Annotated in this window: 20 protein-coding genes; 12 read left to right on the top strand and 8 right to left on the bottom strand. The window is 63.3% G+C overall.

What is annotated here, in order from left to right; genetic code table 11:
• The first annotated feature begins 28 nt into the window (after positions 1-28).
• Entirely contained in the window at positions 29-235 is a 207-nt protein-coding gene (locus NKJ67_RS16165; RefSeq protein WP_023811297.1) for a tautomerase family protein, read from the top strand.
• A 25-nt stretch (positions 236-260) separates the two neighbouring features.
• On the opposite strand, the gene NKJ67_RS16160 is transcribed toward NKJ67_RS16165, so the two are convergent.
• The 8 genes from NKJ67_RS16160 to NKJ67_RS16125 form a co-directional block, all read right to left on the bottom strand.
• A complete protein-coding gene (locus tag NKJ67_RS16160) occupies positions 261-791 on the bottom strand; it encodes an NADPH-dependent FMN reductase (protein WP_256747783.1) in 531 nt (176 codons plus the stop codon).
• A gap of 39 nt (positions 792-830) precedes the next feature.
• On the bottom strand, positions 831-1,451 hold the full coding sequence (locus NKJ67_RS16155; RefSeq protein ID WP_127320935.1) for a pyridoxamine 5'-phosphate oxidase family protein: 621 nt from the start codon (positions 1,449-1,451) through the stop codon (positions 831-833).
• Positions 1,452-1,546: 95 nt separating this feature from the next.
• Positions 1,547-2,221, bottom strand: coding sequence for a septation protein A (locus tag NKJ67_RS16150; protein WP_127268190.1), 675 nt, complete (start codon positions 2,219-2,221; stop codon positions 1,547-1,549).
• Positions 2,222-2,282: 61 nt separating this feature from the next.
• A complete protein-coding gene (gene ftsY / locus NKJ67_RS16145) occupies positions 2,283-4,238 on the bottom strand; it encodes a signal recognition particle-docking protein FtsY (RefSeq protein WP_352581931.1) in 1,956 nt (651 codons plus the stop codon).
• Between the two features lie 11 nt (positions 4,239-4,249).
• Positions 4,250-5,563, bottom strand: coding sequence for a tRNA (N(6)-L-threonylcarbamoyladenosine(37)-C(2))-methylthiotransferase MtaB (gene mtaB / locus NKJ67_RS16140; RefSeq protein WP_352581930.1), 1,314 nt, complete (start codon positions 5,561-5,563; stop codon positions 4,250-4,252).
• On the bottom strand, positions 5,563-6,447 hold the full coding sequence (gene dapF / locus NKJ67_RS16135) for a diaminopimelate epimerase (protein ID WP_352581929.1): 885 nt from the start codon (positions 6,445-6,447) through the stop codon (positions 5,563-5,565). The genes mtaB and dapF overlap by 1 nt, the downstream gene beginning before the upstream one ends.
• A gap of 95 nt (positions 6,448-6,542) precedes the next feature.
• Positions 6,543-6,704, bottom strand: a complete 162-nt coding sequence (locus tag NKJ67_RS16130; protein WP_013528842.1) for a DUF1328 family protein — start codon at positions 6,702-6,704, stop codon at positions 6,543-6,545.
• Between the two features lie 83 nt (positions 6,705-6,787).
• Positions 6,788-7,807: an MBL fold metallo-hydrolase gene (locus NKJ67_RS16125; protein WP_352581928.1), complete on the bottom strand. Its 1,020-nt coding sequence runs from the start codon at positions 7,805-7,807 to the stop codon at positions 6,788-6,790.
• Between the two features lie 262 nt (positions 7,808-8,069).
• Here NKJ67_RS16125 and NKJ67_RS16120 point away from each other — a divergent pair, with 262 nt between their 5' ends.
• The 11 genes from NKJ67_RS16120 (at position 8,070) to NKJ67_RS16070 (ending at position 20,300) form a co-directional block, all read left to right on the top strand.
• Positions 8,070-8,609: a protease inhibitor Inh/omp19 family protein gene (locus NKJ67_RS16120; protein WP_127296327.1), complete on the top strand. Its 540-nt coding sequence runs from the start codon at positions 8,070-8,072 to the stop codon at positions 8,607-8,609.
• Positions 8,610-8,662: 53 nt separating this feature from the next.
• A complete protein-coding gene (gene zapE, locus NKJ67_RS16115; protein WP_292337413.1) occupies positions 8,663-9,862 on the top strand; it encodes a cell division protein ZapE in 1,200 nt (399 codons plus the stop codon).
• 406 nt (positions 9,863-10,268) lie between these two features.
• Complete coding sequence (gene mdh / locus NKJ67_RS16110; RefSeq protein WP_013528846.1) at positions 10,269-11,237, top strand: malate dehydrogenase; 969 nt, start codon at positions 10,269-10,271, stop codon at positions 11,235-11,237.
• A gap of 43 nt (positions 11,238-11,280) precedes the next feature.
• Positions 11,281-12,474, top strand: coding sequence for an ADP-forming succinate--CoA ligase subunit beta (gene sucC / locus NKJ67_RS16105; protein WP_352581927.1), 1,194 nt, complete (start codon positions 11,281-11,283; stop codon positions 12,472-12,474).
• Positions 12,475-12,478: 4 nt separating this feature from the next.
• Positions 12,479-12,850 (top strand): cupin domain-containing protein, encoded by a 372-nt coding sequence (locus NKJ67_RS16100; RefSeq protein ID WP_023811285.1) that lies wholly within the window; start codon positions 12,479-12,481, stop codon positions 12,848-12,850.
• 41 nt (positions 12,851-12,891) lie between these two features.
• Positions 12,892-13,794 carry a succinate--CoA ligase subunit alpha gene (sucD, locus tag NKJ67_RS16095; RefSeq protein WP_256747791.1) on the top strand — a complete coding sequence of 301 codons (903 nt, stop codon included), beginning with the start codon at positions 12,892-12,894 and terminating at the stop codon, positions 13,792-13,794.
• A gap of 125 nt (positions 13,795-13,919) precedes the next feature.
• Positions 13,920-16,907: a 2-oxoglutarate dehydrogenase E1 component gene (locus NKJ67_RS16090; protein WP_127267775.1), complete on the top strand. Its 2,988-nt coding sequence runs from the start codon at positions 13,920-13,922 to the stop codon at positions 16,905-16,907.
• A 47-nt stretch (positions 16,908-16,954) separates the two neighbouring features.
• Positions 16,955-18,235: a 2-oxoglutarate dehydrogenase complex dihydrolipoyllysine-residue succinyltransferase gene (gene odhB, locus NKJ67_RS16085; protein WP_292458572.1), complete on the top strand. Its 1,281-nt coding sequence runs from the start codon at positions 16,955-16,957 to the stop codon at positions 18,233-18,235.
• Positions 18,236-18,330: 95 nt separating this feature from the next.
• Positions 18,331-19,029, top strand: coding sequence for a DUF4241 domain-containing protein (locus tag NKJ67_RS16080; RefSeq protein ID WP_352581981.1), 699 nt, complete (start codon positions 18,331-18,333; stop codon positions 19,027-19,029).
• A gap of 51 nt (positions 19,030-19,080) precedes the next feature.
• Positions 19,081-19,548, top strand: a complete 468-nt coding sequence (locus tag NKJ67_RS16075; RefSeq protein WP_352581926.1) for a hypothetical protein — start codon at positions 19,081-19,083, stop codon at positions 19,546-19,548.
• The gene (locus NKJ67_RS16070; protein ID WP_352581925.1) at positions 19,545-20,300 is read left to right on the top strand and encodes an SDR family oxidoreductase; all 756 of its coding nucleotides are present in this window, start codon (positions 19,545-19,547) and stop codon (positions 20,298-20,300) included. The genes NKJ67_RS16075 and NKJ67_RS16070 overlap by 4 nt, the downstream gene beginning before the upstream one ends.
• Positions 20,301-20,334 lie beyond the last annotated feature (34 nt).

The raw sequence follows: 20,334 nt of genomic DNA, 5'->3' as shown, positions 1-20,334 counted from the left end.
GCGAGCACGAACATCCCGGGAGGAAAAAATGCCATTCGTCAACATCCGCATCGTCAAGGAAGTGATATCAGCCGATCCGGCAGGCAAGAAGGCGGACATCGCCAAAAAGGTGACGGCGGCCATCATGGACGCCACCGGGCTGAGCAACGACGATGTCTGGGTGGTTTTTGAAGAGGTCAACGCGCGCGATTGGTACGTTGGGAAGACTGATGTGGAGACGCTGCGAAAGGGCTAGCTCGAAGGTCTGGGGTGGCCGCCGCTCAACGCGAGCGGATAAACTCCGCGAAGGCATTCAGCGCATCATGCATCGCCTGCCGGTTCCCCGGCTCGTCGAGGATGCCCGCCACCTCCGGCGGCTTCTTGCCGAGCAGGGCAATCTCCAGCACGTCGTCGCAAAGTGCGAACGACATGGTGCGCATGATCTCGGCCAGTGCGGCGCGGGCGAACAGCGAGCGCGGCGAGGCGTGTGCCAGCATGGCGGGCTTGGCGACAGCGGCATCGCGCGAGACCAGCCAGTCGAGCGCGTTCTTCAGCCCGCCCGGCACGCCATGGGCATATTCCGGACAGGAAACGATCAGGCCGTCGGCTCGGCTGACGGCATCGATCAGCTTGGAGGCTTCGAGCGGTGTCCGCTCGCCTTCATCGTCGGGATTGAAGATCGGTAGACGGCCGAGCCCGTCACGGACGGTGACGCGGCAGCCGGACGGCGCTTCGCGCGCCAGTGCGGCGATCAGCGCCGAATTTGTGGAGGCCGCGCGCAGGCTGCCGGAAATGGCAAGGATGTTCAGCAATGTATGGAATCGGTCCAGACGCGAATCGCGTTCGGAAACCTACCACATCGTCTTCCTGTATTCCTCGTCGAGCCAGCGATCGGTCGCCTCGGCGGAATCGGCAACCGCCAGCTGATCGCGCATGATCTGGCCGAGCGTCGGCAGCGTCGCGCGGTCGTACCAGGTTTCCGGCTTCCACAAATCCGAGCGCATGAAGGCTTTTGCGCAGTGCATGTAGGCGGCCTTGACGCTGACCACGACGACGCTTTGCGGCTCCCTGCCGTCGACGGCGAGCCGTTCGCGCAAATTTGCGTCGACGGTGATGCGGGCATCGCCGTTGACGCGCAGCGTCTCGTTCATGCCGGGAATGAGGAAGAGCAGCCCGACCGAGGGATTGAGGAGGATGTTCTCCAGCGTGTCGAGCCGGTTGTTGCCGGGCCGGTCGGGAATGGCGATGGTGGTGTCGTCGAGAACGGTGGCAAAGCCCGGTTTGTCGCCCTTCGGCGTCACGTCGGCGTTGCCGGCACCGTCGGACGAGCCGATCAGCACGAACGGGCTCTTGCCGATGAAGGAGCGGCAATGGCCGTCAAGTTTTTTCAGCTCCTTGCGGATAGAACCGTCGGTCGGCCGTGGCGTCTTGTAGATCGTCCTCAACTGGTCGTGCGTGGTGATGAATTCCATGTCCCTCTCCCCAGAACGGTTCATTGTCTCACGAACGCAGAACCGCTGTTTCCCTTTGTTTTGACGCAACTCCGGACACTTTTCCTGGAGTTGCACTATTTCCCGGCCTTCTCTTCTTTGCCGGCCTTGTCCTCGAGTGAATGACGCAGGATCAGCGGCATCTGGCTGAAGGTGAATAGAAGCGTGATCGGCATGATGCCCCAGACCTTGAAAGTAACCCAGGCGTCGGTGGAAAAATTGCGCCACACCACCTCATTGACGATGGCCAGGAACAGGAAGAACAGGCCCCAGCGGAAGGTCAGTTTCCGCCAGCCATCGGCGTCGAGGCTGAAGGCTGAATCGAAGACATAGCCAAGCAGCGACTTGCCGAAGTAGAGGCCGCCGAGCAGCACGCCGCCGAACAGCGTGTTGACGATGGTCGGCTTCATCTTGATGAAGATGTCGTCCTGCAGATAGAGCGTCAGCGCGCCGAAGATGAAGACGACGACGCCCGACACCATCGGCATGATCGGCAAGGTGCGGGTGAGCAGCCACGAGGCGATCAGCGCGATTGCCGTGGCGGCCATGAACAGCCCGGTGGCGACGAAGATCGGCCCGCCGAACTCGGCCAGAACAGGGAATTTCTGCACCAGCCATCCGCTGCGCGCATTGGCGAAGAAGAACACCATCAACGGCCCAAGCTCCAGCACCAGCTTGAGCAGCGGATTGACGCCTTCCTTCTTCTGCTTCTGCGGGTCCGACGGATCGCGTTCGAGAATGGGTGGGTTCATGGAATCTCTTTCTTGCGCATGATCTGATCCAAAAAGTCTGCACCTTTTTGGGACATGCTTGTTAGGCTACTCCAGCGATCGCCCTGGCGAATTCGCTTGCTGAGAACGGTTCGAGGTCGTCGACCTGTTCGCCGACGCCGATGAAATAAACCGGCAATTTGTGCTTTGCCGCGATCGCCACCAGAATACCGCCGCGTGCCGTGCCGTCCAGCTTGGTCATCACCAGGCCGTTGACACCGGCGATATTGCGGAAGATCTCGACCTGGTTGAGCGCGTTCTGGCCGGTGGTGGCGTCGACTGTCTGCAGCACGGTGTGCGGCGCTTCCGGGTCGAGTTTGCCCAGCACGCGAACGATCTTTTCGAGCTCGGCCATCAGTTCGGTCTTGTTCTGCAGGCGGCCGGCGGTGTCGATGATCAGCACGTCGGAACCGGCTTCCCTGGCCTTCTCGAAGGCGTCATAGGCGAGCCCTGCGGCATCGGCGCCGATCTTGGAGGCGATGACCGGCGATTTCGTCCGCTCGCCCCAGATCTTCAGTTGCTCGATCGCGGCGGCGCGGAAGGTGTCGCCGGCGGCGAGCATGACCGATAGGCCGCCATCGGTGAGCTTGGCGGCGAGCTTACCGATCGTGGTGGTCTTGCCGGTGCCGTTGACGCCGACCACCAGAATGACATGCGGTTTGTGGGAGAGGTCGAGCTCCAGCGGCATGGCGACGTGGGTCAGCACCTTTTCCACCTCGGCCGCCATGATGGCGCGGACCTCGGTGTCGGAGACGTCCTTGCCGTAGCGGCTGGCGGCCAGCGCGTCGGTAACGCGCAAGGCCGTCTCCATGCCGAGATCGGCACGGATCAGCACATCCTCAAGGTCCTGCAAAGTCTCTTCGTCCAGCTTGCGCTTGGTGAAGACGCCGGCAATGTTGCCGGTGAGCTCCTTCGAGGAGCGGGCAAGCCCGTCCTTCATGCGCTGGAACCAGGAGCGCCTCGGCGCCGGCTCCGGCGCCTTCTGCGGCTCGGCCTTCTGCTCGACCTTTTTGGTGACGGTCACCTTGCCGGGAGCGGGCTTAGGCTCCGGCGCGGGTTGTGGAAGAGACTGCGGCTCGGGCGCGATTTCCGCAATGACTGGCTGCGATTCGATCGGCGCAGGCTGGCGAATGGGAGGTGCGATTTCGGCGGCGGGCGCTTCGGCCACGAGAGCAGCCGGCATGGCTTCCACGGGTGGCGCCGAATCTTTCGCAAGTTCGTGCCGCCCCTCACCCCTACCCTCTCCCCGTGAAGGACGGGGAGAGGGGGGCGTCAGCGTTGAGGCTTCGTCTTCGATGTTTGCAAGAGGAGGCGCAGCTTCACCGCTAGCCCCCTCCTCCCCGTCTCTATACGGGGAGAAGGTGCCGGCAGGCGGATGAGGGGCGGTGCCGGCCTCTGAAGACGGCTGAAGAGGGGACGGCGCCGGTGTCGGCACCTCGATCGGCGCTGGTGTTTCTGCCGGAACCTCGACAGGCGTCGGCACTTCGACCGGGGCCGGCTCCGGCTGCTTTTCCGGCCGCGACGGGACGATCTCCGGCTCGGCCGGCGCCGGAGCAGGGACTTCTTGCGGCTGCGGTTCGGGAGCAGGTTCCGGAACGGCGGGAGGTGTTGGTACCTCCTCGGGCGCCGGCGGCTCGGCTGGCGTCTCGGGCGCTGGTTCTTCTTCCGGCTCGGGCTCCGGCAGAGGTTCTGGCTCTGAGGGAACAGCCGGCTCCGGTACTGGCGGGATGGTTGGCTCCGGCTCGGGCGCCGGTTCCTCGACAGGCGCCGGTTGCGGCGCAGGAATTACCTCCGGCTCGACTACCGGCGCCGGCGTCGTTTCCGCCTCGGGCAGCGGCTCGTCGCGCTTCAAGAACTCCGGAACGACCTGTTCGGCCGCCGGCTTCAGCGCATCGAGTGCTTCCCATTTGATCGGCGGCAGCGGGGCGGTCTCGTCGATCCGCTCCTCGACAACCTCTTTCTTGCCGAACGAAAATATCTTCTTGAAAAAACCAGCCATGCTTTGCGTTCTCAGGCGGCGCGGGCGGCAAGGGGCGCCGCGATCAGCCTGCTACCATCGTGGCCTGATATCTCAGCCTCGACGATCTCACCCGGTGCGCCCGTGCCGAGTGCGGCAAGCGTAAAACCCTCGGTGCGGCCAAGGCCGTCGCGCTCGATCAGGATCGACTGGCGCGTTCCGGTGAGCGACGACAGATGCCTGAAATAGGCAGCTTCACCGGCGGCACGCAGCCGGGCGGCGCGCTGCTTGACGACCTCGCGGCGGAGCTGCGGCATGCGCGCGGCGGGCGTGCCTTCGCGTGGGCTGAAGGGGAAGACGTGGAGATGGGTCAGGCCACACTCCTCGACAATTTTTTCCGAGTTCTCGAACATTTCGTCGGTCTCGGTCGGGAAGCCGGCGATGATGTCGGCGCCAAAGACGATACCGGGGCGCAGCTTGCGCACATCCTCGCAGAAGCGGATCGACTGATCGCGTAGGTGCCTTCGCTTCATCCGCTTCAGGATCATGTCGTCGCCCGATTGCAGCGACAGATGCAGATGCGGCATCAGCCTGGGCTCGGTGGCGATGGCATCGAGCAAATCGTCGTCAGCTTCGATCGAATCGATCGACGACAGCCGCAGCCGCTTCACGTCGGGCACCTGTTTCAGGATTGTTTTCACCAGTTTGCCGAGCTTCGGCGCCCCCGGCAGATCGGCGCCGAATGATGTCATGTCGACGCCGGTCAGCACGATCTCGGCATAGCCGTTGCCGGCGAGCCGCTTGACCTGCTCGACCACGGCGCCCATCGGCACCGAGCGCGAATTGCCGCGGCCGTAGGGAATGATGCAGAAGGTGCAGCGGTGGTCGCAGCCATTCTGCACCTGGACGAAAGCGCGTGCCCGGCCCTCGATGGCGTCGACCATGTGGCCTGCGGTCTCACGCACCGAAAAGATATCGTTGACGCGCGCCTTCTCGGTGTCGTTGACGCCGAAATCCGGCAGCGCGCGATAGGAATGCGCCTTCAGCTTCTCTTCATTGCCAAGCACGAGATCGACCTCGTCCATGGCAGCGAATTTTTCAGGCTCGGTCTGCGCGGCGCAGCCGGTGACGATGATGCGTGCCCGTGGGTTGTCGCGGCGGGCCTTGCGGATCGCCTGCTTGGCCTGGCGCACTGCTTCGCCTGTCACGGCGCAGGTGTTGAAGATCAAAGCGCCGCCTTCCAGCGCGCCCAGACCGGCACTTTCAGCCTCGCGCCGCATCACCTGCGATTCATAGGTGTTGAGCCGGCAGCCGAAGGTGACGACATCGATGCCCTTGGACACCGGGCTCTTGGGCAGAGCGGACATCAGGCCGTGCTTTCGGTGTCGCGGGCCCATGTGCCGTTCGACGGGTCGAAGCTGCCGGAAAATTCCCATTCGGCGGCGCCGGTCAGCACCACATGGTCATCGTCGCGCCATTCGACATGCAGCGTACCGCCGCCTGGCGTCAACAGACCGACGCTGCGGCCGGTCCGGTTGGTGCGGGCCGCGGCCACCACGGCCGCGCAGGCGGCCGAGCCGCAGGCCTTGGTCAGTCCGGCGCCGCGCTCCCAGGTGCGGATGATCATGGTTTCGGGCGAAGTAACCTGAGCGATGGTGATGTTGGCGCGCTCGGGGAACATCGGATGGTTCTCGAGCAGCGGGCCGAAGCGGTCGAGCTCATAGGACCAGACGTCATTGTCGACCCAGAAGATGGCGTGCGGATTGCCCATCGAGACGACCGAGGGGGAATGCAGCACCGGCGCGTCGATCGGGCCGATCTGCAGCTCGATCATGCGGGTGTCGCGGAATTCCTCGGCCAGCGGGATATCCTGCCAGCCGAAGCGTGGCGTGCCCATATCGACCGAGATCGAGCCGTCGGCATGTTCGCGCGCATTGAGGATGCCCGCCACGGTTTCGAAGGTGAAGATCTTCTGGCCGGTCTCGGCGGCGAGCGCCTGGACGACGCAGCGCATGCCATTGCCGCAGGCCTGCGCGCCAGTTCCGTCGGAATTCAATATGTCGATGAAAAAGGCGGTGCCCGGCGTCCTTGCGTCGTGGATCGCCATGATCTGGTCGAAGCTGGTCGCGGCATCGGCGTTCAGCGCAATCGCCGCCGCCCCCGTCACTCGATCGGCACGGCCGCGCATATCGGCAACGATGATCTCGTTGCCGATGCCGTTCATCTTGGCGAAAGGGGCAGTGCTGGCCATTGCTCCGGAAATTCCGTGTCCGTTTGGCGCTATATGGCGGAAACGGGCAGGAATTACCAGTGCGCAGCCGCTTGGTCACGGCGAAAGCGCCGGACTCACGTGACGGCGAAAATGCCCAGCACCACCAGCAGGAAGATGATCAGAACGATGCCGATAAGGATGCGCGCGCCGGTGGCGGCAGCACCTGCCAGCGCCGGCATGCCGAGCAGGCTCGCCGCCGCGGCGACGATCAGGAGGATGATGATCCATTTGAGCATGGCGATGCCTCGCAACCCGACAGATTTTTCAACCGCATGAAAACGCTGTTGCCGCGCTGGGGTTCCGTCGAAACCGATGCGGATCAGGGCACTATGTGCTCCGGTACATTCCAGACCTCGCCCGGCCGCAAGGCGCGAAAGCGCTGCCGTGGGATGCCTTGATCGTCAAGCGCCTCGGTCAATTTGCGCGCCGGCTCGTCGATCGGCTCGTCAGTGAGCTGGAAAGTTCCCCAATGACAGCCGGCGGCATGGGCGGCATTGCACAGCGTCATGCCTTGCACCGCTTCCCAGGGGTTCTGGTGCTGCGGCGCCATGAACCAGCGCGGTTCATAGGCGCCGATCGGCAGGATGGCGAAGCGGAAACCGCCATGTTTCTCGGCCATCCGCCGGTAGTTGATGCCATTGTGAAAGCCGGTATCGCCGGCGAAATAGAGCTTGCTGTCAGGTGTTTCGACGACGAAGCCGGCCCAAAGCGCCATGCGCCGGTCGCGGGCGCCACGCGCCGACCAGTGATGCACCGGCTCGACATGGACGGCGGCGCCATCGCCGATCTCGACCCTGTCGCCCCAGTCATGCGCCGACAGTCGCATGCCGGGCACGGCAGCTTCGATGATGGCGTCGTTGCCGAGCGGAGTGAGCACCAGCGGGTCGTGGCCAGCCTTCAGCCGCTTCAACGTGGCGAGGTCGAGATGGTCGTAATGGTTGTGGCTGACCAGCACGAAGTCGATCGGCGGCAGGTCGGCAAAGGCGATGCCTGGCGCATTGATGCGTTTTGGTCCGGCGAAGGAAAGCGGCGATGCGCGCAGCGACCACACCGGATCGGTGAGGATGTTCAGACCTGCCGTCTGGACCAGCAAGGTGGAATGACCAATCATGGTCACTTCCAGCGCGGCGCCCTCGACCCTTGTCGCCGGCTTTGCCTGCGGAAAGGGGCTTGCATCGCTCGCCGGCCATTTCGAGCGCTGGCCATTCAACTGCCATTTCAGCAGGTCGGCGAAACGGCCGGGTGGCTGGCCGTCGGGATTGAAGAACAATGCGCCGTCGAAATGGTCGCTGGGCGGGCCGCTGTAATAGCGATTGGCGGCAGTCTTTCTCGCGGCCAATTTGCGGCTCCAGCAGGGTTTCGTTTTCCAGACATAGGCGCTAAGGCGGTTCGCGCAAGCGTCCACCGACGAAGTGTTGACCGGAATTCCCAAGCGACACGCGACAAACGGTCAGCCGTCGCGATTGCGATAAATTTGCAACAATTCCTGCTGCAAACGGTATTTTAACCATATCGGGTTGAAATTTCGCCACCTTCTCCATCTTGGTGGGGGTGAGATTGTGCGGACGGCTTCCCCCCAGCCGGATCCGACGGAGGTTGGAATGACTTTTTCGAAAACCGGTCTGGTGGCCATATCGCTGGCGGCGCTCGTTGCGAGCGGCTGTTCGACCTCACGTTTTTCCTCGATGGATGACCAGCAACCGGCACCGCTGGAGGCCGCGCCCGCCGGCAAGGTGACGGCGAACCAATTGCCGCCGCCGGCATCGCCCGGCACCACCGACCCGTCGCAATTCCCGACCGCTCCGGCGAACACGCAGGTCGCCGCGCTGCCTTCGGACGGCTCGGCGCCGGCCGGCGCTTCGGACGTGACCGCCGCCAGCGTCGCCGGTGTCTGGAACGCCAGCGTTGCGGGCCAGAGCTGCAAGGTGGCGACACCGCAGACCAAATTTGGCGCCGGCTTCCGCGCCGGGCCGCTGCACTGCCCGGCACCGATGGACGGCATCAAGTCGTGGAACGTCGCCGGCAAACAGCTGACGCTCTATGACGAGAGCGGCGGTGCGCTGGCGCGGCTCTATTCCTCGGGCGGCTCGAAATTCGACGGCCAGACTTCCAACGGCCAGCCGATTTCGCTTACGAGATAGTTTTTGTTTTACGCAATTCCGGTTCCCGGAATTGCTCCAGAACGACGTGACCGATGCATCTGCGTGACGGCCTCCAGACCCATGCGACCGTCAGGCAGCGCTACGACCATCTGGTGGAAACCGGTACGATCGACCGCGATCCGGCGCAGGAACGGATCGTTGCGGCACTCGACCGGCTGACCGATGAGATTTCGGCCAAGCGGCTGGCGCATAAGTCGAGCGCGCTGGGCTGGCTGTTCGCCCGCAAGCGCGAGACGCATGAGGCCGTCAAAGGCCTCTACATCCATGGCGGCGTCGGTCGCGGCAAGACCATGCTGATGGACATGTTCTTCGACTTGCTGCCGGTGCGGCGCAAGCGCCGCGTCCACTTCAACGACTTCATGGCCGACGTGCAGGACCGTATCCAGAAGCACCGGCAGGCGCGCAAGAATGGCGACGTCAGGGAAGACGATCCGATCCCGCCGGTGGCCAAGGCCCTTGCCGAGCAAGCCTGGGTGCTGTGCTTCGACGAGTTCTCGGTCACCGACATTGCCGACGCGATGATCCTGTCCAGGTTGTTTTCGGCGCTGTTTGCCAGCGGCGTGGTGCTGGTCGCCACCTCGAATGTGGCGCCGGAAAACCTCTACAGCGACGGGCTGAACCGCCAGCTTTTCCTGCCCTTCATAGGCATTCTGGAGCGGCACACACAGGTGCTGGCGCTCGATGCCGACAAAGACTACCGGCTGGAAAAGCTCGCCCGGACACCGGTCTATGTCACGCCGGCCGATGCGGCCGCGGACCAGCTACTCGACGAGGCCTGGCAAGCCATGACGCGGGGCGCGCCGACCGCCGAGACATCGATCGCCCTCAAAGGACGGCAGGTGATCGTGCCGCGCGCGGCGGGCGATGCGGCGCGGTTCTCCTTTGCCGATCTCTGCGAAAAGCCGCTTGGCGCGCGAGATTTCCTGGCGATCGCCGGTCGCTTCTCAACCATTTTTATCGACCATGTCCCGGTGCTCGGCGAAGGCAAGCGCAACGAGGCCAAGCGCTTCATCCTTCTGATCGACACGCTCTACGACCATCATGTGCGGATGGTGGTGAGCGCCGATGCGCCGCCGCAAGCGCTTTATGCAGCCAAGCGCGGCGTCGAAGTCTTCGAGTTCGAGCGCACCGCATCGCGGCTGATCGAGATGCAAAGCCGCGACTGGCTGGAGGATTGGGCGGCGCGGCAGAAGGGAAAGGCGGTGTTGGAAGCGTCGCAGGCAAAGGCGTAGAAATCGGATCTGCAGCCTTCCTTCGCGCGCCTCTATCTCGCCAGCACGATCAACGGCTCTGTTGTTGCGAGCCAGCCAATCCGGCCTGACCTGCTCGTCGAACATATCCTTGGCGACCGCCATCACAAGGGCGTCATCGCCCGCATCCGGCCTTACGATCTCCATCTTCATCGGCTACTTCTTCCCAAGTCGGCTTACAAAATTTGACGTTTACGTAAATCCCAAGCGATCTAACCGATTGAAAATACTGACACCAAAATAATCGTTTGAATTTTTTCCGTGCCGGGGCTATTGGGTGCGGCGAAAATTCGCGGTTCCCCGCAGCATTCCGGCCTCTTCTTCGACGCCGCCATCAAGTCACCAGAGATTTGAGACGTCGTCACCGACAAAGGGAAAACATCCTCACATGGCACGCAACAAGATAGCGCTTATCGGCTCTGGCATGATCGGCGGCACGCTCGCTCACATGATCGGCCTCAAGGACCTCGGCGACGTGGTGCTGTTCGATATTGCCGAAGGTATCCCGCAGGGCAAGGGGCTCGATATCGCGCAGTCGTCGCCGGTCGATGGCTTCGACTCCAGGCTCACCGGCATCAACGACTATGCCGGCATCGAAGGCGCCGATGTCTGCATCGTCACCGCCGGCGTGCCGCGCAAGCCCGGCATGAGCCGCGACGACCTTTTGGGCATCAATCTCAAGGTCATGGAACAGGTCGGCGCCGGGCTGAAGAAGTATGCGCCGAAGGCCTTCGTCATCTGCATCACAAACCCGCTCGACGCCATGGTCTGGGCGCTGCAGAAGTTCTCAGGACTGCCCAACAGCCATGTCGTCGGCATGGCCGGCGTGCTCGACAGCGCGCGCTTCCGCTATTTCCTGGCGGAGGAATTCAAGGTCTCGGTCGAGGACGTCACCGCGTTCGTGCTCGGCGGCCACGGCGATTCCATGGTGCCGATGATCCGCTATTCGACGGTATCGGGCATTCCGCTGCCCGATCTCATCAAGATGGGCTGGACCTCGAAGGAAAAGCTCGACCAGATCGTGCAGCGCACCCGCGACGGCGGCGCCGAGATCGTCGGCCTGCTCAAGACCGGTTCGGCCTATTACGCGCCGGCGGCTTCGGCGATCTCGATGGCCGAAGCCTATCTCAAGGACAAGAAGCGCGTGCTGCCCTGCGCGGCGTATCTCTCCGGCCAGTATGGCGTCAAGAACACCTATGTCGGCGTTCCCGTGGTGATCGGCGCCGGCGGCGTCGAGCGTATCATCGAGATCGAACTCAACAAGAGCGAGCAGAAGATGTTCGACTCCTCTGTGGCGACGGTGCAGGGCCTGACCGAGGCCTGCGTCAAGATCGCGCCGCAACTCGCCTCCAAATGAATCTCCAGCAAGTGAACCCCCAGTCGATCCGGAGACCATCCAGATGAACATCCATGAGTATCAGGGCAAGGCGCTGCTGAAGAGCTTTGGCGCGCCGGTGGCCGAAGGCGTGCCGGTGTTCAAGGCGAGCGAAGCCGAAGCCGCCGCCAAGGCGCTGCCGGGCCCGCTCTATGTGGTGAAGAGCCAGATCCATGCCGGCGGCCGCGGCAAGGGCAAATTCACCGAGCTCGGCCCGGACGCCAAGGGCGGCGTGCGGCTGGCCAAGTCGGTGGCCGATGTCGTCGCCAACGCCAACGAGATGCTGGGCAACACACTGGTGACCAAGCAGACCGGCCCGGCCGGCAAGCAGGTCAACCGCCTCTATATCGAAGACGGCGCCGACATCGAACGCGAGCTCTATCTGTCGATCCTGGTCGACCGTTCGGTCGGCCGCATCGCCTACGTCGTCTCGACCGAGGGCGGCATGGACATCGAGGCGGTCGCCCATGACACGCCCGAAAAGATCATCACCGTTGCCATCGATCCGGAAAAAGGCGTCACAGCAACCGACCTGAAGGCGCTCAACGGCGCGCTCAAGCTCGACGGCGATGCGGCCAAGGACGGTGATACGCTGTTCCCGATCCTCTACAAGGCCTTCGTCGAAAAGGACATGAGCCTGCTCGAGGTCAACCCGCTGATCGTGATGAAGAACGGCCGGCTGCGCGTGCTCGACGCGAAAGTGTCGTTCGACAACAACGCGCTGTTCCGCCACCCCGACGTGCTCGAACTGCGCGACACCACCGAAGAGGACGAGAAGGAGATCGAGGCGTCGAAATACGACCTCGCCTATGTCGCGCTCGACGGCAATATCGGCTGCATGGTCAACGGCGCCGGCCTCGCCATGGCGACGATGGACATCATCAAGCTCTACGGTGCCGAACCGGCCAACTTCCTCGATGTCGGCGGTGGCGCGTCGAAGGAGAAGGTGACGGCGGCGTTCAAGATCATCACCCGGGATCCGGCGGTCAAGGGCATCCTGATCAACATCTTCGGCGGCATCATGAAGTGCGACATCATTGCCGAGGGCGTCATTGCCGCGGTCAAGGAAGTCGGCCTGGAAGTGCCGCTGGTGGTGCGCCTGGAAGGCACCAATGCCGAGCTCGGCAAGAAGATCATCAACGACAGCGGCCTCAACGTCGTGTCGGCCGACGATCTCGACGATGCAGCCAAGAAGATCGTGGCGGCGGTAAAGGGCTGAGCGGATGCCTCCGCGCAAGATAAACCTCGTCGAGGCGGCGGATCGGACCATCACCAAGGTTTTCGATCCGCATATCGCCGGCGACGTCAACGACAGCCAGGCGAAGGTCGCCAAGTTCGGCGAGATGTTCGACTGGCATGCGCATGACAATGAGGATGAAGCCTTCCTCGTGCTGCGCGGGCGTATCGCCATCGATTTCCGTGACGGTCCGGTCGAGCTCGGCGAGGGCGACTTCATCGTCGTACCGCGCGGTGTCGAGCACCGGCCGCGTTCGCTCACCGCGGAACCGGTCGTGCTGATGTTCGAGCCGGCGACGACGCTCAACACCGGCAATGCCAAGAGCGACCTCACGGTCGCTGACCTGAAGCGGCTCTGACCATGTTTTCCTCGATCAACAGTTTTTAGAAAAGGGCTCCCATGTCCATTCTCGTCGACAAGAACACCAAGGTGCTGGTGCAGGGCCTGACCGGCAAGACCGGTACGTTCCACACCGAGCAGGCGCTGGCCTATCACGGCACGAAAATGGTTGGCGGCATCCATCCCAAGAAGGGCGGCGAGACGTGGACCGGCGCCAAGGGCGAAAGCCTGCCGATCTTCGCCACCGTCGCCGAGGGCAAGGAAAAGACCGGTGCCAATGCCTCGGTCGTCTACGTGCCGCCGGCGGGTGCCGCCGAGGCCATCCTCGAAGCGATCGAGGCCGAGATCCCGCTGATCATCTGCATCACCGAAGGCATCCCGGTGATGGACATGATCAGGGTCAAGGCGCGGCTCGACCGCTCGACGTCGCGGCTGATCGGGCCGAACTGCCCGGGGGTGCTGACGCCCAACGAATGCAAGATCGGCATCATGCCCGGAAACATCTTCCGCAAGGGCTCGGTCGGCGTTGTTTCGCGGTCGGGAACGCTTACCTATGAGGCAGTGTTCCAGACCACCAATGTCGGACTCGGCCAGACCACCGCCGTCGGTATCGGCGGCGACCCCGTCAAGGGCACCGAGTTCATCGACGTGCTCGAGATGTTCCTTGCCGACGAGGAGACCAAGTCGATCATCATGATCGGCGAGATCGGCGGTTCGGCCGAGGAAGACGCCGCGCAGTTCCTCAAGGACGAAGCCAAGCGTGGCCGCAAGAAACCGATGGCCGGCTTCATCGCCGGGCGCACGGCGCCGGCCGGCCGCACCATGGGCCACGCCGGCGCGGTCATCTCCGGCGGCAAGGGTGGCGCCGAAGACAAGATCGCGGCGATGGAATCCGCCGGCATCAGGGTATCGCCCTCGCCGGCAAGGCTGGGCACGACGCTGGTCGAGGCGATCAAAGGTTAAGGAATAGGGGAGTAAGGGAGTAGGGCAGTAGGGAAATAGCAGCGGCAAAAAGCCCTACTCCCCTATTCCCTTATTCCCCTACTCCCTCCAAAAACAGGAGACGGAGCCGGGCTCCGCGGACAAAAATGGCAAGACAAGATCAGGCCAACGACCAATTTTCGCTCACCTCTTTCCTTTACGGCGGCAACGCCGACTATATCGACGCGCTATACGCCGCCTATGAGGACGATCCAGCCTCGGTCAATCCCGAATGGCAGGAGTTCTTTGCCGGGCTGAAGGACGATGCTGGCGATGTGCGCAGGAATGCCAAGGGCGCCTCCTGGGCCAAGCCCTCCTGGCCGCTGCAGGCCAATGGCGAACTGGTGTCGGCGCTCGACGGCAATTGGGGTATCGTCGAGAAGACGATCGAAAAGAAAGTCAAGGACAAGGCGGTCACCAACGGCGTCGTCCTGTCCGACGCCGACGTGCATCAGGCGACGCGCGATTCGGTGCGCGCCATCATGATGATCCGCGCCTACCGCATGCGCGGCCATCTGCATGCCAATCTCGACCCGCTCGGCATCGCCAAGCCGCTCGAGGACTACAACGAGCTGTCGCCGGAAAATTACGGCTTCACCGCTGCCGACTATGACCGGCCGATCTTCCTCGACAATGTGCTCGGGCTCGAATTCGGCACCATCCGGCAGATGCTGGAAATCCTGACGCGCACCTATTGCTCGACGCTCGGCGTCGAGTTCATGCATATTTCCGACCCCGAGGAAAAGGCCTGGATCCAGGCCCGCATCGAAGGTGCCGACAAGGAGATCACCTTCACCGCCACCGGCAAGAAGGCGATCCTGCAGAAGCTGGTCGAGGCCGAAGGTTTTGAGCAGTTCATCGACGTCAAGTACAAGGGCACCAAGCGCTTCGGCCTCGATGGCAGTGAAGCGCTGATCCCGGCGCTGGAGCAGATCGTCAAGCGCGGCGGCCAGCTCGGCATGAAAGAGATCGTGCTCGGCATGGCGCATCGCGGAAGGCTGAACGTGCTTTCCCAGGTGATGGCCAAGCCGCACCGCGCCATCTTCCACGAGTTCAAGGGCGGCTCGGCCGCACCCGACGAGGTCGAGGGTTCGGGCGACGTCAAGTACCATCTCGGCGCCTCGTCGGACCGCGAGTTCGACGGCAACAAGGTGCATCTGTCCCTGACCGCCAATCCCTCGCATCTGGAAATCGTCGATCCGGTGGTGATGGGCAAGGCGCGCGCCAAGCAGGATTATCTGTTCGGCCGCAGCCGCGAGGAAATCGTGCCGCTGGAAGAGCGCGCCAAGGTGCTGCCGCTCTTGCTGCATGGCGATGCCGCCTTTGCCGGCCAGGGCGTGATCGCGGAAATCCTCGGCCTGTCCGGCCTGCGCGGCCACCGCGTCGCCGGCACGTTGCATTTCATCATCAACAACCAGATCGGCTTCACAACCAATCCGCGCTTCTCGCGCTCGTCGCCCTATCCGTCCGACGTCGCCAAGATGATTGAAGCACCGATCTTCCACGTCAATGGCGACGATCCGGAAGCCGTGGTGCACGCCACCAAGGTGGCGATCGAATTCCGCATGAAGTTCCACAAGCCTGTTGTGGTCGACATGTTCTGCTACCGCCGCTTCGGCCACAATGAGGGCGACGAGCCGGCCTTCACCCAGCCGATCATGTACCGCAACATCCGCACCCACAAGACGACCGTGCAGATCTACGGCGACCGGCTGATCGCCGAGGGTCACCTCACCCAGGCCGAGCTCGACCAGCTCAAGGCCGACTGGCGGGCGCATCTGGAATCCGAGTGGGAAGTCGGCCAGCACTACAAGCCCAACAAGGCCGATTGGCTCGACGGCGCCTGGTCTGGCCTGCGCACCGCCGACAACCAGGACGAACAAAGGCGCGGCAAGACCGCCGTGCCGGTGAAGACGCTGAAGGAAATCGGCAAGAAGCTGACCGAGGTGCCGAAGGATTTCGAGGCGCACAAGACGATCATCCGCTTCCTCGAAAACCGCCGCCAGGCGATCGAGTCCGGCGAAGGCATCGACTGGTCGACGGCCGAGGCGCTGGCCTTCGGCGCCATCCTGCTCGACGGCAATCCGATCCGCCTGTCGGGGCAGGATTCCGAACGCGGCACCTTCTCGCAGCGTCACTCGGTCCTTTACGACCAGCGCGACGAGACCCGCTACATCCCGCTCAACAATCTGTCGGCGGCTCAAGCCGGCTACGAAGTCATCAACTCGATGCTGTCGGAAGAGGCGGTGCTGGGCTTCGAATATGGCTACAGCCTGGCCGAGCCCAAGGCGCTGACCTTGTGGGAAGCGCAGTTCGGCGATTTCGCCAACGGTGCCCAGGTGGTGTTCGACCAGTTCATCTCTTCGGGTGAACGCAAGTGGCTCAGAATGTCGGGCCTCGTCTGCCTGCTGCCGCATGGCTATGAAGGCCAGGGCCCGGAACATTCTTCGGCCCGGCTCGAACGCTTCCTGCAGCTTTGCGCCGAAGATAACATGCAAGTGGCCAACTGTACGACGCCGGCCAACTACTTCCACATATTGCGCCGGCAGCTGAAGCGCGACTTCCGTAAGCCGCTGATCCTGATGACGCCGAAGTCGCTGCTGCGCCATAAGCGGGCGGTGTCGACGCTGCCGGAAATTTCGGGTGAAAGCTCGTTCCACCGATTGCTGTGGGACGATGCGCAGCTGCTTTCCGGCCAGGCGATCAAGCTCACCAAGGATTCGAAGATCCGCCGCGTCGTGCTGTGTTCGGGCAAGGTCTATTACGACCTCTACGAGGAGCGCGAGAAGCGCGGCATCAACGACATCTATCTGCTGCGCGTCGAACAGCTCTATCCGTTCCCGGCCAAGGCGCTGATCACCGAACTGTCGCGGTTCCGCAATGCCGAGATGGTGTGGTGCCAGGAGGAGCCCAAGAACATGGGCGCCTGGTCGTTCATCGACCCCTATCTGGAATGGGTGCTGGCGCATATCGATGCCAAGCATCAGCGGGTGCGCTACACCGGCCGTCCGGCCGCCGCCTCGCCGGCGACCGGACTGATGTCGAAGCATCTCGCCCAGCTCGCCGCCTTGCTCGAAGACGCGCTCGGCGAATAGAGAAGATCTGGGCGAATAACAGAACCGAAAGAAAACGGACAGGCACAATGGCTACCGAAATCCGCGTTCCCACTCTCGGCGAATCCGTCACCGAAGCGACCATCGGCAAATGGTTCAAGAAGGTCGGCGACGCGATCGTCGCCGACGAGCCGCTGGTCGAGCTCGAGACCGACAAGGTGACGGTGGAGGTGCCTGCCGCCGCCGCTGGAACCTTAAGCGAAATCACCGCCAAGGAAGGCGAGACGGTCGGTGTCGGTGCGCTGCTCGGTTCGATTTCGGCAGGTGGCGCTGCCGCCGCACCAGCGACCAAGCCGCAGGCGGTGTCGCAGGCCTCGTCGCCGGATGCGGCATCGACCGGCAAGCAGGCCGCGGCCGAGACCGCCAAGATCGCCGGCGATGCCGGCCCGGTCGAGCCGCGCACCATGCCACCGGCACCGGCCGCGGCGAAACTGATCGCCGAAAGCAATCTCTCGGTCGACCAGATCTCCGGTTCGGGAAAGCGTGGCCAGGTGCTGAAAGGCGACGTGCTCGACGCCATCTCCAAGGGTGCGCCGTCGCAGCCGGCGGAGACGCCGAAGGCGGCACCTGCACCGGTTGCCGTGCGCGCGCCGTCCTCGGGCGACGACGCTTCGCGCGAGGAGCGCGTGCGCATGACCAAGCTGCGCCAGACCATCGCGCGCCGCCTCAAGGAAGCGCAGTCGACCGCAGCCATGCTGACCACCTTCAACGAGGTCGACATGTCAGCGGTGATGGCACTGCGCACCAAGTACAAGGATGTGTTCGAAAAGAAGCACGGCGTGAAGCTCGGTTTCATGGGCTTCTTCACCAAGGCCGTCACCCACGCGCTGAAGGAAATCCCCTCGGTCAACGCCGAGATCGATGCCACCGACATCATCTTCAAGAATTATGCCCATATCGGCGTCGCCGTCGGCACCGAGAAGGGTCTTGTCGTGCCGGTCGTGCGCAATGCCGACCAGATGTCGATCGCCGAGATCGAAAAGGACATCGGCCGGCTGGGCATCGCCGCGCGCGACGGCAAGCTGTCGGTCGCCGACATGCAAGGCGGGACGTTTACGATTTCCAACGGCGGCGTTTACGGGTCGCTGATGTCGACGCCGATCCTCAACGCACCGCAGTCGGGCATCCTCGGCATGCACAAGATCCAGGATCGGCCTGTCGTGGTCGGCGGCCAGATCGTGATCCGGCCGATGATGTATCTGGCGCTCAGCTACGATCACCGCATCGTCGACGGCAAGGAAGCGGTGACCTTCCTGGTCCGCGTCAAGGAAAGCCTGGAGGATCCGGAACGGCTGGTGCTCGATCTGTGAGCAAGGCCAACCGCCCCGTGAGCGGCTGGCTGGAACGGTTCGGGTTCAAACTGGGCCGGGCCGCGGGCGGCGCGCAGCGGACTTTTCGGCGCAGTATTTTCTGGCTTGGCTTGTCCACTGCTGTTCCTTCGCTGGCAATCGCCGCCGGATGGAATCCGGCAAAGGTGAGCAGCAACCTCGGCATCTTTGCCCTTAGTGACGTGCAATTGGCGGAGCGGAAGATAACGGTCACCCCGATCGGCCAACTCGAATTGCCGACGGGCGAGATTATGGCCTGCGATCCTCTGGTCACAGGCGATGACTGGCCAGCATTGAGCCGCAAGGTCAAACCTGGAAGTTATCCGGTTTCTCTGTTCGAGGCCCAGGGACGTGTGGCAGCAGCGTTCCTTCGGCTCCGCCCAGGCACGCCGGTCCGCTGGGAACTGGCGACCTTGCCAGACCAGGACGTGTCGACCCTGAAGGACGACGAAATGTTCGGCTACCCCGTCGATGCCGGCCTTGGCTCTTTCATGGACAAGACGGCGATGGCGCTGATGTCGGCCGAACAGGACAAGCTCAAGGCCGACGAGAATTACTATGACGACGTGCTGGCCGCCGAATTCGCACCCAACCAGGACAGGTTCGTCATGCATCATCCGGTTGCCGGCAACCCGCTCAACATCGCGATGTTCTGGAGCGGCTGGGGTGATGGATTTTATCCGTCATTCTGGGGACTGGACGCAGCCGGCGAGCCGTTGTTGCTGCTGACCGATTTCGGCGTGCTGGAACACGCCGATGGCCGCGAGAGCAAGTAGGTCGCGCTGATGCAAAGCGTCCTATCGCCCACTATCCGATGTGCAGCCGGGATGCTGGCCGTGTTGTTCACCGACTCTGCTGCAAATGCCGCCTGTCCGATCGAGCTCGCTGTCTATGGCGACACCCAGAGCGGCAGCGAAATCGATTTCACGCCGACCGGCACCTCGGCGACCGTCACCAATACGTTCCGCATGATCCTCGACAACAATGTGGTGCTCAACGGCATCGTCATGTGGAACGAGGGCGTGTCGCGGCCGAACGGCGCGCTGATGTACAAATGCCCCGAGGGTGACGTCACCGGCGAGGAGCTTGCGGCATGCACGCCTTGGCATGGCGTCATCTACACGGCGGACGACAAGGGCAACGTCGGACTGCTGCCGGCCGAAGGGGTCGAGGCGCCGAAGATGCTGATCCTGCCGGACCTCGGGCCGTCGCTGCGCCAATCCAGCGCCTATGGCGGCAGCGGGTTTTCGAAAGTGCCGTGGGATGTGTTTGCCTTGAAGGGATGCCAGGAATGAGCGGGACGCAAAAGGTGCTGCTGGTCACCGGGGGCAGCCGCGGCATCGGCGCGGCGATCTGCCGGTTTGGATCGAAGGCCGGCTACAGGGTCGCGGTCAACTACGCTGCGAATCAGGGCGCCGCCGATGCACTGGTCGCGGAGATCGAGGCTGCCGGCGGCGAGGCTTTTGCGGTCAAGGGCGATGTCGGCAGCGAGGCCGATATCGTGGCCATGTTCGAGGCCGTCGACCGCGCCTATGGGCGGCTCGATGCTTTCGTCAACAACGCCGGCATCGTCGACGTCAGGGCGCGCGTCGACGAGATGGATGTTTCGCGGCTGGAGCGCATGATGCGCATCAATGTCGTCGGCTCGTTCCTCTGCGCCCGTGAGGCGGTCAAGCGCATGTCGACCCGCCATGGCGGGTCGGGCGGGTCCATAGTCAACATCTCGTCGGCGGCAGCGACATTGGGCTCGCCGGGCGAGTATGTCGATTATGCCGCCTCCAAGGGCGCCATCGACACCTTCACCATCGGGCTCGCCCGCGAGGTGGCGCTGGAAGGCATCCGCGTCAATGCGGTGCGCCCTGGCATCATCGACACGGATATCCACGCTTCCGGCGGGCAGCCGGACAGGGTGGAGCGGTTCCGCGACCTGCTGCCGATGAAAAGAGCCGGTACAGTGGCTGAAGTCGCCGGCGCGGTTCTCTATCTTCTCTCCGACGCCGCGTCCTATACGACAGGCGCGATCCTGAATGTAAGCGGCGGCCGCTGAGCGCTCTCAAGCAGATCGAGCAGGATGTTATCCG

It is taken from the genome of Mesorhizobium sp. M0088 (assembly GCF_040322895.1).
In the GTDB taxonomy this organism is placed as follows: Bacteria; Pseudomonadota; Alphaproteobacteria; order Rhizobiales; family Rhizobiaceae; genus Mesorhizobium.
This window is presented reverse-complemented; position numbering and strand designations above follow the sequence as displayed.

What these genes read in the sequence shown, in the direction of transcription:
- NKJ67_RS16165 (WP_023811297.1), top strand. Translation starts at nt 29, where the DNA reads ATGCCATTCGTCAACATCCGCATCGTCAAGGAAGTGATATCAGCCGAT.
- NKJ67_RS16155 (WP_127320935.1), bottom strand. Translation starts at nt 1,451, where the DNA reads ATGGAATTCATCACCACGCACGACCAGTTGAGGACGATCTACAAGACG.
- NKJ67_RS16150 (WP_127268190.1), bottom strand. Translation starts at nt 2,221, where the DNA reads ATGAACCCACCCATTCTCGAACGCGATCCGTCGGACCCGCAGAAGCAG.
- ftsY (WP_352581931.1), bottom strand. Translation starts at nt 4,238, where the DNA reads ATGGCTGGTTTTTTCAAGAAGATATTTTCGTTCGGCAAGAAAGAGGTT.
- mtaB (WP_352581930.1), bottom strand. Translation starts at nt 5,563, where the DNA reads ATGTCCGCTCTGCCCAAGAGCCCGGTGTCCAAGGGCATCGATGTCGTC.
- dapF (WP_352581929.1), bottom strand. Translation starts at nt 6,447, where the DNA reads ATGGCCAGCACTGCCCCTTTCGCCAAGATGAACGGCATCGGCAACGAG.
- NKJ67_RS16130 (WP_013528842.1), bottom strand. Translation starts at nt 6,704, where the DNA reads ATGCTCAAATGGATCATCATCCTCCTGATCGTCGCCGCGGCGGCGAGC.
- NKJ67_RS16120 (WP_127296327.1), top strand. Translation starts at nt 8,070, where the DNA reads ATGACTTTTTCGAAAACCGGTCTGGTGGCCATATCGCTGGCGGCGCTC.
- zapE (WP_292337413.1), top strand. Translation starts at nt 8,663, where the DNA reads ATGCATCTGCGTGACGGCCTCCAGACCCATGCGACCGTCAGGCAGCGC.
- mdh (WP_013528846.1), top strand. Translation starts at nt 10,269, where the DNA reads ATGGCACGCAACAAGATAGCGCTTATCGGCTCTGGCATGATCGGCGGC.
- sucC (WP_352581927.1), top strand. Translation starts at nt 11,281, where the DNA reads ATGAACATCCATGAGTATCAGGGCAAGGCGCTGCTGAAGAGCTTTGGC.
- NKJ67_RS16100 (WP_023811285.1), top strand. Translation starts at nt 12,479, where the DNA reads ATGCCTCCGCGCAAGATAAACCTCGTCGAGGCGGCGGATCGGACCATC.
- sucD (WP_256747791.1), top strand. Translation starts at nt 12,892, where the DNA reads ATGTCCATTCTCGTCGACAAGAACACCAAGGTGCTGGTGCAGGGCCTG.
- NKJ67_RS16090 (WP_127267775.1), top strand. Translation starts at nt 13,920, where the DNA reads ATGGCAAGACAAGATCAGGCCAACGACCAATTTTCGCTCACCTCTTTC.
- odhB (WP_292458572.1), top strand. Translation starts at nt 16,955, where the DNA reads ATGGCTACCGAAATCCGCGTTCCCACTCTCGGCGAATCCGTCACCGAA.
- NKJ67_RS16075 (WP_352581926.1), top strand. Translation starts at nt 19,081, where the DNA reads ATGCTGGCCGTGTTGTTCACCGACTCTGCTGCAAATGCCGCCTGTCCG.
- NKJ67_RS16070 (WP_352581925.1), top strand. Translation starts at nt 19,545, where the DNA reads ATGAGCGGGACGCAAAAGGTGCTGCTGGTCACCGGGGGCAGCCGCGGC.